Annotated in this window: 11 protein-coding genes and 1 pseudogene; 4 read left to right on the forward strand and 8 right to left on the reverse strand. The window is 72.9% G+C overall.

The features are described from left to right. Positions 1 to 273 precede the first annotated feature (273 nt). Positions 274 to 480, reverse strand: coding sequence for a helix-turn-helix domain-containing protein (locus ACIF9R_RS15995; RefSeq protein WP_399979766.1), 207 nt, complete (start codon positions 478 to 480; stop codon positions 274 to 276). A gap of 53 nt (positions 481 to 533) precedes the next feature. On the opposite strand from ACIF9R_RS15995, the pseudogene ACIF9R_RS16000 reads away from it, so the two are divergent. The 4 genes and pseudogenes from ACIF9R_RS16000 (at position 534) to ACIF9R_RS16015 (ending at position 3181) form a co-directional block, all read left to right on the forward strand. After that, positions 534 to 1357, forward strand: a pseudogene (locus ACIF9R_RS16000) (transposase). Positions 1358 to 1676: 319 nt separating this feature from the next. Further along, positions 1677 to 2099 (forward strand): aspartate 1-decarboxylase, encoded by a 423-nt coding sequence (gene panD, locus ACIF9R_RS16005; protein ID WP_399979769.1) that lies wholly within the window; start codon positions 1677 to 1679, stop codon positions 2097 to 2099. A 53-nt stretch (positions 2100 to 2152) separates the two neighbouring features. After that, positions 2153 to 2497: a GNAT family N-acetyltransferase gene (locus ACIF9R_RS16010; protein WP_399979772.1), complete on the forward strand. Its 345-nt coding sequence runs from the start codon at positions 2153 to 2155 to the stop codon at positions 2495 to 2497. An 18-nt stretch (positions 2498 to 2515) separates the two neighbouring features. After that, a complete protein-coding gene (locus ACIF9R_RS16015; RefSeq protein ID WP_399979774.1) occupies positions 2516 to 3181 on the forward strand; it encodes an aspartate/glutamate racemase family protein in 666 nt (221 codons plus the stop codon). A 326-nt stretch (positions 3182 to 3507) separates the two neighbouring features. Here ACIF9R_RS16015 and ACIF9R_RS16020 read toward each other — a convergent pair whose 3' ends face one another. From ACIF9R_RS16020 to ACIF9R_RS16050, 7 genes are all read right to left on the reverse strand, one after another. Further along, positions 3508 to 4845 carry an amidohydrolase gene (locus ACIF9R_RS16020; protein ID WP_399979777.1) on the reverse strand — a complete coding sequence of 446 codons (1338 nt, stop codon included), beginning with the start codon at positions 4843 to 4845 and terminating at the stop codon, positions 3508 to 3510. A gap of 87 nt (positions 4846 to 4932) precedes the next feature. Continuing rightward, the gene (locus tag ACIF9R_RS16025) at positions 4933 to 6858 is read right to left on the reverse strand and encodes a TOMM precursor leader peptide-binding protein (RefSeq protein WP_399979995.1); all 1926 of its coding nucleotides are present in this window, start codon (positions 6856 to 6858) and stop codon (positions 4933 to 4935) included. Between the two features lie 29 nt (positions 6859 to 6887). Further along, the gene (locus tag ACIF9R_RS16030) at positions 6888 to 7643 is read right to left on the reverse strand and encodes an ABC transporter permease (protein WP_399979779.1); all 756 of its coding nucleotides are present in this window, start codon (positions 7641 to 7643) and stop codon (positions 6888 to 6890) included. After that, complete coding sequence (locus ACIF9R_RS16035; RefSeq protein ID WP_399979782.1) at positions 7640 to 8611, reverse strand: ATP-binding cassette domain-containing protein; 972 nt, start codon at positions 8609 to 8611, stop codon at positions 7640 to 7642. The genes ACIF9R_RS16030 and ACIF9R_RS16035 overlap by 4 nt, the downstream gene beginning before the upstream one ends. Before the next feature lie 48 nt (positions 8612 to 8659). Beyond that, entirely contained in the window at positions 8660 to 9904 is a 1245-nt protein-coding gene (locus ACIF9R_RS16040) for a metalloprotease (protein WP_399979784.1), read from the reverse strand. Then, a complete protein-coding gene (locus ACIF9R_RS16045) occupies positions 9901 to 11031 on the reverse strand; it encodes a lantibiotic dehydratase C-terminal domain-containing protein (RefSeq protein WP_399979786.1) in 1131 nt (376 codons plus the stop codon). The genes ACIF9R_RS16040 and ACIF9R_RS16045 overlap by 4 nt, the downstream gene beginning before the upstream one ends. Beyond that, positions 11019 to 13904 carry a lantibiotic dehydratase gene (locus ACIF9R_RS16050; protein WP_399979789.1) on the reverse strand — a complete coding sequence of 962 codons (2886 nt, stop codon included), beginning with the start codon at positions 13902 to 13904 and terminating at the stop codon, positions 11019 to 11021. Before ACIF9R_RS16050 ends, ACIF9R_RS16045 begins: the two co-directional genes overlap by 13 nt. Between the last annotated feature and the right edge of the window lie 2 nt (positions 13905 to 13906).

Below are 13906 nucleotides of genomic sequence, written 5' to 3' on the forward strand. Positions count from 1 at the left end.
GAGCTGTCAATCAACGGGGTGGACAGAATGGATCAGGTGCTCGGCGTCTCTCACGAATCCGTGGCTGTGGATTTAACCGGAGCGGCTACTGCCGGAGTTGCCACTCGCGACCCCGGCTCGTGTGCGACATCCGAATCCGCGCAGGTGAAGCCATCGGTGGTGGAGGACGTCCCCATATCCTCGATCATGCCGGGCGTCTCTCTGCGGTCACGAGGGCCGGACGCGGAGCACGTGGCACGTCTGGCAGAAATGGAAGGGTCACGGTGTGGCCGGTCACATCGTGCTGCGGGCGTGGGCCACGATCGATGTGATGTCATGGATCAGGAGTCCGCCGCCCGGATCCGTCTTCAGCCAGCCCTCTTCCCGCCACGGCTTGATCGCCGCACCGACGGTGTTGCGGGAAGCACCGGTCATCTGAGAGAGCTCTTCCTGAGTCAGTCGAACACCGACCGCCGGCTGATTCGTCGCAGCCGCATCCACAAGTCGGCGAAGGGCACCGGCCAGGCGTACGGGAACACACGCGGGAGACCGAGGTGTTCTGGATCCGGTTCCTGCGCTCTTTGCGTGAACGCGGCCTGGGCGGTGTCCGGCTCGTGCTCGGCGATCACCACTCGGGCCTGGTCAAGGCGATCCGCAAGGTCATGATCGGCGCGGCCTGCCAGTGCTGCCGGGTTCATTTCCCCGCAATGTCTTCGGCGTGATACCCGAGGACGCCGCGGAAATGGTCGCGGTGACCATCCGCACCATCTTCGCCCAGCCCGGCCAGGACGCCGTCCGTAAGCAGCTCGACACGGTCGCCGACATGCTGGGCGCACAGTTTCCCCAGGTCAGACAGATGCTCCTGGACGTCAAGGACGACCTCACCGCCTTCCCGGAACGGCACTGGAAGAAGATTCAGTCCACGAACCCGCTGGAGCGGATCAACCGCGAGATCGAACGCCGCGTCGATGTCGTCCAGGTCTTCCCCGACGACGACGCCCTCCTGCGGCTGGTCACCGCCGTGCTCTTCGAGATGCACGACGAGTGGATCGCCTTCCCCCGCCGCTACCTACCCGAAGGCAGCATGGACCAGACAGACCTACCCCACCGAGCCCGGCGAAAGCACCCCCGTGCTCCCGAACACCACCATCGCAACCGACGACTGATCGCCTACACCACGTCAAGGGGCACGCCCCTGGGCAAGCAGCTGGAACACGGCTGCCCACCAAGTGGTAGCGGTCGCGATCGATCGGTCACAGTCGGGGACTCGGTTTGGGTAGCGTCACACGGCTGCCCGGATCGTGTGCTCCACAGGCGTCGGCGGGGCATCAGCCAGTCGCAGGTCCACTCGACCGCCTGGTGCTTTGAAACCGGATGAAGCCCCCGGCTGCCGGGTGTGTTGAACGACTTCCAGGTCGATGCGGAGGATGACTCCGTGCCCGACGAAGTGCCTACCTGTCACATCGTCAGGTGAGTCAGTGTCTGGTCGGCATGAGCCCTCGCACACTCCGAGACAGGTGTTTGGTCGGCGATAGTTCAACAGCCTCATTCTTCGCGGAAGCGCAGACGAGGAGCCTTCTTGCCCGAGTGGGATCGATGTTCCTCAGGATCTTCGAGTCCGAGGGGTGCCGGTGTACAGTGAACAACGCCCTTGACCTGCAAGAAGCAGGCAGGGAGCCGTCTTCCGGGAGTCCAAAGTGCTGCGTACTCTGTTCAAGTCCAAGATCCACCGTGCCACCGTCACCCAGGCCGACCTGCACTATGTGGGATCCGTGACGATCGACGCCGATCTGCTCGACGCCGCCGATCTGCTGCCCGGTGAGCTGGTGCACATCGTCGACATCACCAACGGGGCCCGGCTGGAGACGTACGTCATCGAGGGGGAGCGTGGGTCGGGGGTGATCGGGATCAACGGGGCCGCGGCGCATCTCGTCCATCCCGGTGATCTGGTGATCATCATCAGCTACGCTCAGGTGACCGACGCCGAGGCTCGGGCGCTGGTGCCCCGGGTGGTGCACGTGGATGCCGACAACCGCGTCGTGGCCCTGGGCGCCGACCCGTCCGAGCCGGTGCCGGGGTCGGACCAGGAGCGCAGCGCGCAGGCCGTCACCGCGGGCTGACCGGCGCGAACCGAGGCAAGCGCGGCAACCGAGGCAGGAGCGTGGGGGTGGCCATGGGCGACATCGAGATCCGTGACGACCGGGCGGCGGGCCGGCTCGAAGCCGTGGCGGACGGTGAGGTGGCTGGGCGGATCGAGTACTTCGTGCTCGACGCCCCCGAGCGCGCGCTCGTGCCGGTGCACACCGTCGTGGAGCCCGCCCACGAGGGCCAGGGCATCGCGGGCTCACTCGCCCGCGAGCTCTACGCTCTCGCCGCCCGCGAGGACAGCGCCGTCGCGCCGCTCTGCCCGTACGTCGTCACCTGGGCCGCGCGCCACCCGGACCAGGCCCCCGTGGCCGGCCCGGAGCTGATCAGGGCGGCGAAGGCGTGGCTGGCGGCGCATCCCGGACGGTTCTGAGGGCAGGCGGCGGCGCTCGTGCTCGTCCTCCTGCACACCTCACCGGTTCACGTGCCCGTCTTCGACGCCCTGCGCGACGAGCGGCACCCCGGGCTCGAACTGAGGCATGTCGTCGCCGAGGAACTGCTGGAACGCGCCCGCGCCGACGGTCCCGCCGCGGTCGCCGGTGAGGTACGGGCGAGGGTGCGGGAGGCCGCCGAGGAGGGAGCGCGGGCCGTACTGTGCACCTGTTCGACCATCGGGCAGGTCGCGGAGGCTGCCGAGGCGGGCGTCCCGGTGCTGCGCGTCGACCGGCCGATGGCGCGCGCGGCCGTGGCCGCCGGGCCCCGGGTGGCCGTGCTCGCCGCGCTGGAGAGCACCCTGCGGCCGACGGCCGCCCTGATCGAGGAGGAGGCGGCCCGGGCCGGCCGGTCCGTCCGGGTGCGGACGGCGCTGGTCGAGGGTGCCTGGGGGCGCTTCGACGCGGGTGACGGGTCCGGTTACGTACGCCGGGTGGCGGACGCGGCCGACACGGTGACCGGCGCCGATGTGATCGTCCTCGCCCAGGCGTCCATGGCCCCGGCGGAACGACTCACCACCACCGCGGTCCCCGTGCTCTCCAGCCCTCGCCCGGGACTCGACGCGGCGGCGGCCCTCACCCGGACGGGTGACTGGCGGGTGGCCCGCCGGGTAGGCGGGGAGTAGTCCAGAGCGGATACCGGCCGGTGACCCGGCCGGAGCAGAGCTGGAGGCATGCGCCATGACTCACCCGTACCCGGATCCCGTCCCGCCGGGCCCCACTCCGGGACCCACCCCCGGCCCGGAGCCGTCACCCCCCGGCCCGGAACCCGTGCCCCCGGAGCCACAACCCGGACCGGCCCCCACGCCCTCGCCCCCCGGACCGGTCCCCACACCTCCGCCCTCGCCCCCGCCTCCGCCGCACCCGGTTCCCCCCGAGCCGTCCCCGTCGCCGATCCCCCCGGGCCCCGAACCGGTCCCGAACCCGGAGCCCGGACCGCCACTGAGCTGAGTCACCGGGCGGCGAGCCGGTCCAGGGCGGCGGACGCCATCGCGGCGACGGCGGGACGCAGCGCGCCGGCGATGTCGGGCGCGAAGTACGGGGAGTGGTTCGGGACCAGGGGCGGCGCGCCCGGACCGCCGGCCGTCGCCCGGCGCCAGGTCTCCGCGTCCACCACCCCCAGCATCCAGTAGACCAGGGGCACACCGGGCTGCCCGTGGACGCCGGCCCCCGCGTCCCCGAACAGCGGGAAGTCCTCCGCGGCCAGCGACCCCGGCCAGGGCAGGACCCGTCCGGCGCCGAGGAGGCCGGTGTGGGCGCGTCGCACCGCTTCGGTGGCGGACGGGTCGCCGTACAGGGCCGCGGAGCGGGACACCACGCTCACCTCGGGCTCCCGGGGGGCGCCCGAGGCGGCGCTCTCGGCCCGCACGACACGGCGCACCGAGGCCAGTGCCCGCTCCAGGGATGCCTCACTCGCGGCGCGGACCCCGATACCGAGCGCGGCGCTCTCCGGGATGACGTTGGCGGCCGTTCCGGCCCGCAGCGTGCCCACGGTCAGGGACACCTGGTCGGCGGGCGCGGTCTCGCGGGCGACGACGCCCTGGAGCCGGGTGACGACGGCGGCCGCGGCGACCACCGGGTCCACCGCCAGGTGCGGGGTGGCGGCATGGCCGCCCCGCCCGTGCAGCACCACGTCGAGCACCGCGCCGGCCGCCGCCATCGGGACCCGGTCCGTTCCATGGGCGACCGTGCCGGACGGCAGTGGCGCGGCGTGCTGGGCGAGGACGACGTCCGGCCGGCCGAAGCGTTCGTACAGCCCGTCGCCGAGCATGGCCTCGGCCCCGCTCAGCGTCTCCTCGGCCGGTTGCCCCACGACCACCAGGGTGCCCCGCCAGCGGTCGGTGAGCGCGGCGAGCAGGGCGGTGGCGCCGGCCGCGGCCGCCAGGTGCAGGTCGTGACCGCAGGCGTGCATGGCTTCGCCGTCGCTCGCGTACGCGAGGCCGGTCCGCTCGCGGACCGGGAGGGCGTCCAGTTCCGCCCGCAGCCAGACGCGGGGCCCGTCCCCGTTGCCGAGGACGCCGACCACGCCGTGGCCGCCCACCCCGTGGGTGACCTCGCAGCCCGCCGCCGCGAGCCGCCGGCCGAAGCGGTCCGCGGTACGGGCCTCGTGCCCGGACGGTTCGGGATGCGCGTGCAGGTCCAGATAGAGGTCGAGGGCCGGACGCAGTACGTCACCGGTACGGGCGAGGAGGTCTTCCCCGACGGGACGGTCCCCGACGGGACGGTCCCCGGCGGGGCGGCCCGCGGCGGGCGCCGCGGTGACCCGGGCGGCACGGGACTCAGGGGGCACAGGCGGACTCCGTGGTTCGTACGGCCGGCCCCGCCGCTGCCGCGTGGGGACCGGGTGGTGGACCTGGTGGACCTGGTGGACCGGGGATCACGGGAAGGGGTGCGGGGCCCGGAGGAGTTCGGCGTCGGTGAGGTCGCCGTCCCGGTGCCCGCCACGGCGCGGCGCGGTGCGCAGCCGGGGCATCAGCAGGGCGCGCTGCCGGTTCCAGCCGAAGTCGATCGGCAGCAGCCCCGGCACGACCGTACTCACCGTCCGCAGCCCCATCCGTTCCTGCTCCGGCGAGGTCTGGTCGACGACGATGACGTCATGACCGGCCCGGACCAGTTCGTCGCGGACCACGGCGACGTCGTCCCGCAGATCACCGGTGCGGGGACGGCCGCCCGCCTCCCACCGCCGGTACACCTCGTCGAAGGGGCGGGCCGCGGACGGTGCTAGATAGGCACGCGCGTAGCCGGCCATGCGCGGGAGCCCGTACAGCTGGGGGTGGTCCTTGAGATGGCGCACCAGGGAGAAGTCGTCGGCCATGGCCTCCAGTTCATCCCGGCGTTCGGCGGTCTGCCGGGACAGGTGAGGGATGTAGCTGAGCACCTCGGACAGGGCGCCCTCGACCGCGGACATGGGGTCCAGCGAGGCCGCGGCCGCGAAGGTCAGGGTGCCCGGACCGCCGTCCCGGCGGACCCCGACCGCCGTGACGGCGGGGATCGCCAGGTCGACGCGGTTGTCGAAGGCGTACACGTCGTAGCCCTGCAGGGCGGCCCGTTCGGTCATCGCGGGCACCGTCGGGCCGCCGACCGTCTCCAGGTCGATGCGGGGCAGCCGGACCGCGCCGTACCAGCCGATCAGGAACGAGTCGCGCTCGACGAGTTCGAGCAGGCCGCCGAGGACCGCCTCCTCCAGGCAGCCGCCGATCGCGCAGCCGTTGGAACACTCGAAGACGAAGTCGTCCCCGGCCGTCGGGAGGCTGTAGTAGACCAGCCGCGACGGCACCAGCACCGGACGTTCGTCGCGCAGCGACCACCCCCACTCCCAGGGGATGGCCCGGTCCGGGTCGAAGGGCGTGACCGACGGGTCGGTGCGGTAGGTCTCCGCGCTGTAGAGACCGCACACGGCGGGGTCGACCGCGTCGGCTCTCAGCTCGGCGTACGAGCCGACGACCGGTGCGACACCGCCGCGCCGGTGGGTGCCCGCGAACCGTTCCAGGCCCTCCAGGAAGGCCAGCCGGCGGCTGGTGGCGAAGGAGTTCTCCTGCCCGCTCCAGGTGACGTCGTGGAGCCCGGCGTACCCCCGGATGAACGCACTGCCCGCCACCGGGGCGGTGGTGGACGAGGTGACGTCGGTCCAGGTGCCGGCCCCCAGCGCACCGCAGACCGGATTGGCCAGGGCGTCGGTGGGCAGCGGGTGGGCGGACGCCGGGCGGAGCCGGTAGCCGCCGGGGTCCGGCTTGGGGCGGGGGAGCGGGGTGAGCGGCGGGACGCTCTCCCGGGTCTGTGCCCGGGGCGGCGGGCCGCAGTCGGGGCAGAGCGGGTCGGCGAGCAGCGGATACGTCCTGACCAGCAGGTCCGCCAGACCGATCCGGGTCACCTGGGGCAGCGCGCGGTCCGCCGGGTGGGTGGCGGGCGGGACCGGGCGGGGCCCGTGCCGCAGGGCCTCGCAGAGCGCGGCGACGGTGTCCTGCACCGGGTCCGGCAGCAGGGGCCAGTCGCCGGCCGGGCGGGGCCCGTCGGGGCCGCCGGTCTCCAGCGCGTTGCGTTCGCTGCGGCTGCGCAGCCGCTGCCACCGTACGGCGAGACACGTGCCGCAGGCGGGGGCGCTGCCGTCGCCTCCCCAGGGGCCGAGCAGGATCGCCGAGGCGCTGACATGGATCAGCGCCGTCGGCCGGTCCGCCGCCCAGGGGTCCGGCGCCGCGCCCGCCCCGGCTCCGGCACCGACGGCACCGAGCGGCACGACACGCGGGGCACCGGGGCCGAAGCGGCCGTCCAGGAATGTCTGCAGCGTGTCCCGGGCCCGCGCCATCGGCTGCGGCAGCGCCCGGGTCGCGGTGCTCACGAGGTCTTCGTCCAGCGGAAGGTGCGCACCGCGAGGGCACCGAAGAGCGCGGCGAACACGAGGAGACCGAGGCAGCCCAGGCCGATGTCGGACAGGTCGCCGCGGCCGGTGAGAGCGGACGCCACCGCGTCGTTGAGGTAGCGCAGCGGCAGGACCAGGGACACCTTCTGCAGCCAGCCGGGCATGGCGTCCAGCGGGAAGAAGGACCCGGACAGGAAGGCCATGGGCAGCATCAGGAAGTTGGCGATACCGGCCACCGACTCGGGGGTGTCGGCGATGCTGCCGATGATCACTCCCAGCAGCAGGAACGTGGTGATGCCGAGGACCATGACGGGGATCAGCAGCGGCCACCTCGACGCCGGGACCAGGCCGAAGCCGGGCAGCATCGCCACGCCGACGAACAGGACGGACTGGGCCACTCCCACGCCCAGGGCGAGGACGTAGCGGGAGCCGATGACGGCGGACAGCGGGGCGGGTGACATCCGGATCATCCGCAGGATGTCGTCCGCCCGCCACTGCATCAGGGTGAACCCGATACCGAACACGGCGGCGTTGGCGACACCCCAGGAGAGCACTCCGGCCGCGGTGTAGGACAGATAGGACAGGCCGCTCTCCTCCACGTCACGGCCCCGGAAGATCAGGCCGAAGACGACGAGGAAGATCAGCGGGAAGGCGAAGGTGAAGAAGACGGTCGTCTTGTCCCGGACCTGGGCACGGTAACCCGCCCCGGTCAGCGCGGTGTAGGCACTCATGCCTGCTGCTCCTGGTTGTTCGCGGCGAGCGGGGTCCCCGGGCGTCGCCCGGCGGTGATGTCGAGGTAGACGTCCTCCAGGCTGGGCGTGCGGGTCTGCACCCCGTCCAGGCCGGTGGCGGTGTCGAGCGCGGCGAGGACCCGCCCGGTGGCGCGGGTCTCCAGGACGAGGTGTCCGCCCTGCACGGTGACGGTGTCCACGCCGGGCAGGGCCGCGGCCCGCTCCTCGTCGATCCGGCCGAGCGGGACCAGGAGGCGGGCGGCGCCGCCGAACGTCCCGATCAGGTGCTGCGGTTCGTCGACGACGACCAGCCGGCCCTCCACCAGGATGCCGACCCGGTCGCACAGCGCCTCGGCCTCGTCGAGGTGATGTGTGGTGTACACGATGGTGCGGCCCTGGGCCTTGAGACCGCGCAACACCTGCCACAGGTCCCGGCGGCCCTCCGGATCGAGCGAGGCGGTCGGCTCGTCCAGGAAGATCAACTCGGGTCCGTGGACCAGCGCGGAGGCGATGGCGAGCCGCTGCCGCTGGCCACCGGAGAGACTGTCCACGCGGACGTCGTGCCGCCCGCCGAGCCCGACGGCCTCCAGGGTGGCGTCGACGGCCGCGCGCTCCGCGCCGAACAGGGCCGCCACCGTGCGCAGATGCTCGTGGACGGTCTGCCGCACGAAGAACGCCGACGACTGGGTCTGCACGCCCATGCGCGGCAGCAGTCCGGTGTTGCGCGGCCACGGCGACTCGCCGAACACGGTGACCGTTCCGGAGTCGGCCCTGCGAAGCCCTTCCATGATCTCCACCAGGGTGGACTTGCCCGCCCCGTTGGGGCCGAGCAGCCCGAAGAACTCGCCACGCCGGACGTCGAGGGTGACCTCGTCGACGGCACGCCGGCCGTCGTAACTCTTCGTCACACCGCTGACGGCGACGGCGGGCCGGACGCCGTCGTCCGGGGTGGGGGAGGGGGAGCTCATAGCGGTACCTCATTCATGAGTCGCGTCTTCTTCCGGAGCGGGGGGACGTCATCGCGGGATCAGCAGGACGACGGCGGTGCAGGTGCCGGCCGCGGCGAGCAGCACCAGCGTGGCCGCCGCGACGGCATAGGCCGTGTAGAGACGGCGGGCGCGCGGCGGGTAGGCGGCGACGGCGTCCCGCCCGCGGCGGCGCAGAGCCAGGTAGGCCATGGCCTCCGGAGCGAGGTTGGCGGTGGCCAGGAGGTGGCTGAGCATGCGGTATCCGTCGAGCGGGGGTAGCGGTACCAGATTGCTCAGGGCCTGGACGACGCCGACGAGGAGCATCCCGGTGAGCGCGGCCCGGTTCGGGTCGGCCGGGTCCAGCAGCGCCCACCAGAGCGCGAAGGGCAGCAGCAGCACCAGGTTGACGTACGCGCCCGCCGCGGCGACCACCAGTTTCGCCCGCAGGCCGGGAAGGAACAGGTAGTCGTCGACCGTGCAGTACATCATCAGGGCGGGGAACCGCCAGCGCACTCCGATCTCGGAGACCGTACCGCCGTAGTGCCGGGCGGCGACGCCGTGGGCGAGTTCGTGCAGACAGATACTGATCCAGAGGAAGACCGCGAACGGGACCAGCAGAGCGGGCCGGCTCAGCAGGTCCCGTGTCCCGCCGAGGAGCGCCGACGGGTCCGCGAACAGGGCGCCGGTCATGGCGAGTACGGCCGCCACGAGCGGGAGTTGGACCCAGGGGCGGAGCAGGGGGCGCAGCAGCCGGTGGAGGCGTCCGGTGGTCGCGTGGGCGTCGGCGACGGTCCGCCGGCTGCCCTTCCAGAAGGTGCCGGTGCGGGCCGGGGGCGGCGGGGTCGGGGCGGGGTCGGGGGAGCCGGCGAGCAGGCCGCGGGTGCCGAGCAGGCCGAGCAGCCGGGTCCACTGTTCCTCGGGCAGCCGCCGCCGGTACCGGGCCGCGTACTCGTCCACCATGTCGTCGAGGTTCCGGGTGCCGTCGAGCCGGCTGAGCACGAAGTGCTCCTTCGTGCCGATCTCGAACGCGGCGCCACTGACCGGATGTCTGACCAGGTGCACGGTGCGCGGGCCGCGCGACAGCGCGGGCCCGATCAGCACCCCCGGCCGCAGCTCGGGGCGGTAGGCACGGACGGCGGCGGAGCGGTCGGTGCCGGAAGGGCCGGGGCCGGCGCGGTCGGCGGCCCGGTGGCCGGCGGTGCCGTGTCCGCCGCCGGAGCGGCCGGTGCCCGCGCCACCCGCCCCGCCCGCAGTCGCCGAACTGCTCGCGGCAGAAGAGCCGTCGGTGCTCATGAGGCGTCCGCCCGTCCGGCGGTCGGCTCGCGCAGGACCTGGCCCAGGACGAAGGCGAGATACGCCTCGTCCCTGATGGTGACGTGCAGCCGGTTGTTGGTCATATGCATGTACGGCGACAGCAGCCGGGGCAGGACCGCCGGCAGGTGGGTGACGGTCACCAGGGGCGCCGCGTCCTCCGTCTCGGTGCGCTGCTGTCCGCTGTCCTCGCGGGCCGGGCCGTCCCAGGCGGGGAAGGCCAGTTCACCCCGCTCGGTGAGGGCGGCCACGCGCTCGCGCAGCTCCAGGCAGTGCTCGGCCCAGCCGCGCAGGAACGCCGGGAGCCGGGACAGGTCACCGCTCGCCACGGCCTGCCGCAGATGGGCGAACCGGGCTCCGAGCGAGGGCGCCATGTGCGCGTAGGACCTCTCGTACTCGGCGGAACCGATGAAACCGGTGCCGGGGAACAGCCGGTGCCAGAACGCGTAGTAGGAGTCGAGGTAGTCCGCGAGCCGTTCCTCGTCGGGGAGGAAGCAACTCGCCATGACCATCATCAGCTGGGCCGAGGTGCCGAGCAGCACGGTCCGCAGATGCAGGTTCATGCTCCGGTACGCCTCCAGCACCAGGTCGCTGGAGCGCCGGAAGTGCCACTCGGCGAGTTCCACCCCGGCCGGGCCGCCGTACTTGGCGTACTCGGGCGCGTAGACCTCGTAGGAGAAGGAGTTGTTGGGCCGGAGGTTCATCCGGCCGTCCGGGCCCAGGTAGGCCGCTCGGTCCTCGCCCGGGAACTCGATGTCGAAGAGGGAGTTGTAGAAGTCCTTCAGGAAGCCCGAGTCGACCTGGTAGAGGGCGGGGCGGGCCTTCAGGAAGCCGCCGACCGCCTCCTCCGCACGGCGGCGCACCTCGGCCTCGGCACCGGGGCCGCTGGGACGCAGCCGAAGCCTGACGTGCGGTCCCTCCAGCCAGTAGTTGATGAAGAAGTAGCCGGAGACCAGGCCCTCTTCGCTGAGCCGGGCGACCAGCGGGCGCACGCAGTCGACCAGCAGCGGCTGGGGGTTGGCGGCGTAGAAGATGTGCATCGCCAGCCAGGGCGAGCCCTCGTCGCCGGGGCCCGGCCGGAAGGCCGCAGGTTCGGTCAGTTCGGGCATGAGGAGGCGACCTCCCGGTCGGGACGGGCGGGGCGGCGGGTGGTGAAGGTCTCCACGGCGAGCTCGGCCACGTGCCGGCCCCGCCGGGAGGTGAGGTGGAGGCCGTCTTCGGCGGGAAGCATCTCCCGGAACGTCACCCGGGTTCCCGGCCTGCGCTCCAGCAGGGCGTCGAAGGCGGCCAGGGAGAGCGGGCTGTCGAAGTCGACGTACACGGGCTTGGCACCGATCGGGCCCTGGTCCGGGTGGGACACGGTGGCGAAGCAGCGGTCGGGCAGGCCGTGGGCGCGCCGCCAGCGGCGCCAGCCCAGGAAGTGCTCCTCCTCCCCGGACCCATGACCGCGCACCGGCAGCACCTGGGCGTCCGCGGTCCAGGAGCGCCGGGCGACCACCAGGTTGCCGTGCCGGACCCGGGGCCTGCGGGTGACGCCGTCGCTCCCCTCGCCCTCGGGCACACCCGCCCAGAGGTCGAACGGGGCCATGGTGCTCGGTGAGAGCAGCAGCAGGGTGCGCGGGATCTCGGGGAGCGCGAGCGGCACGAGGTAGCCGAGGTAGACCGGCACCACCTCACGGCCGAGCCGATGGGAGCGGAGCACCAGGCGGCCGGCCCGCTCGTCGTGCTCGACGTAGAGGTCGTCGAGGTGGATCCGGTCCTCCTCCGGCACGGAGCCGGTCTCACCGGGGCAGACGATCTGGTGACCGGTGAGCCTGCCGTGCAGGTTCAGATTGCTGGTGACCGGACCTCCGGTGATCTCCGCGAACACCGCGCCGTCCGGGCGGCGGGCCGCCATCTCCTCGCGCAGTACGTCGGAGAATCCCGGTGCGGCGTCCGGACCGGTGCCGTCGTAGAGATGGGTGAACCGGCTGAAGGGGAAGGCCAGTCCGCCGTAGGACTTGTTGAGGACGACCAGGGGAGGGCCTCCGGCGGGCCGGGACAGCTGGACATGGTGGCTCTGGGGCGTGAAGTGACCTATGAGCGGGTCGAGTTCGGCGGCGGTCTCGTCCAGCAGAGGGCCCGGCAGTTCGATCTCCCCGGCGTCGTCCCTTCGCGCGCCGTGCCGCTGCCACAGCTCACGCATGCCGTCGTGGAAGCGGCGGCGGGCCCGGTCGAGGATCGTCATCTCGCTCTGCCCGAGCCAGTTCTCCTCCGGCACGTAGGCGCCGTTCTCGTCGAAGGAGCGGCGCTTGGCCGTGAAGGAGACGTACTGGTCGAAGAAGTCCTCGTGGAAGTCGTGGATCAGGCCGAGCAGATCGTCGCAGCGTCCGCCGCGGCCGTACCGGGCGGTGAAGAACCCGAGCAGGGTGATGCGCTGGGGGAGCGTCAGGTCGAACAGGGGCAGGACGCCCTCCACGGCCCGCAGGGCGCGGCCGGTCTCCCCGCCCAGCACCGCGGGTCCGCAGCGCAGGTCGTCACCCGTGTCGACGTCCTCGTACACGAGGGTCTGCGGGAGAGCGGGTGCGTCCGCCCCCAACTCACGCTGGGCCGACAGGAGATGTTCGCGCAGTGTGTCCAGCAGGGTGCGGCGTTCGGCGACACCGGCTCCGGGGTAGCGGTCGAGGCAGTCGGCCGGGCCGTCGAGCAGGCCGGCCAGCCGGTCGGCCCAGGCCGCCCCGAGCGAGCGCAGGGCAGCCTGGTAGGAGGCGAGCGGGTCGCCGCTGTGGACGTCGACCCGGAGCAGCGGTACCTGCACCATGCCGAGGTCCAGCAGAGCGGAGGCGTACCGGTCGCACTCCTCGCGTCCGGCGTCCTGATGCTCCTTCTCCAGCCAGTCCACCAGCTCCCGGTGGCGCACCGTGGTCCCCTGGCCGCCGAGCCATGCGAGGAGTCGCTCCAGGGTGCCGCTGCCGCGCAGGTAGAACAGCCGGTCGCGGACCGCGTCGAACGTGACGGCGGCGCTGTCGTCGCCGACTGTCGTCTCCTGGCGCACATAGCGGATGCGGCCGTCGTCGCGTCCCCAGCCCGGGGAGAGGACCACCGGCAGATCCTGACGGCGGCGAGGGTCGGCCCTGATCAGTTCGGTCAGCCGGTTCAGGACCACCACATTGAGCCGTACCCGGCTCACCCAGTTCTCACCGGTGTGCAGCGCGGCCCCGTCGTCCGTCGCCTCGCCCGCGAAGACGCCGCGTCCGATGCCGGTGAGGGTGCTGAAGGGGCTGGTCTTGCACGCGGTGCGGTACAGGTAGGTCACCGCCGAACGCTCGATCTTGCGCAGCCGGTTGTTCGGCCGGGCAGAGGTGTCGCGCAGATAGGCGTCCAGCCGGCCGTCGAGCGCGGGTGAGGCGAGCAGCAGCCCGAGGCGCAGCCGGTCGTCGGCCAGCGCCTCGCGCAACGCACGGCGGCTGCTGAGGAGTTCACCGGCCAGCAGGTCCGCTCCGGTGGCCCGCAGCGCGTCGAGCCGGGCGCGGTCGCGCAGCCAGTCGGCGGTGCGCCGGCCGGTCTCCGGGTCCCGCTCCGTCACCAGGCGGACGGCGGCCCGCGGGTCGGCGGGAAGCCGGTTGTTGAACACCTGGCGTCGCAGGTTGATCAGATTCCGGCGGTCGGCGGCGTCCCCCGGTGCCTCGTCGGGACCGGTGGTCGCCGCGACCAGCGTGTGCAGCAGCTCGCTGAGCTCTCCTCCGGCGCGGGCCAGGCGCTCTTCCTCGGCCAGGACGTCCTCCGCCCAGCGGCTGGTGCGGGGACAGCGCAGGCCGTGCACCGTCTCGACGGGCAGGCCGGCCGCGCGGAGCATGAAGCGCCGGCCGGGCTCCCAGTGGGTCCCGTCCGTGGACGTGGTGTCGGCGGGAGTGGCGGCAGGGGCAACGGCGGAGACTTCCGCGGGGGCGTCGGCGGGAGTGGCGGCAGGGGTGTCCGGTGTGCCGGAGCGCGTGGGTGTCATGG

Origin of the sequence: Streptomyces sp. NPDC086080 (assembly GCF_044540255.1) — a bacterium.
Taxonomy (GTDB): Bacteria; Actinomycetota; Actinomycetes; order Streptomycetales; family Streptomycetaceae; genus Streptomyces.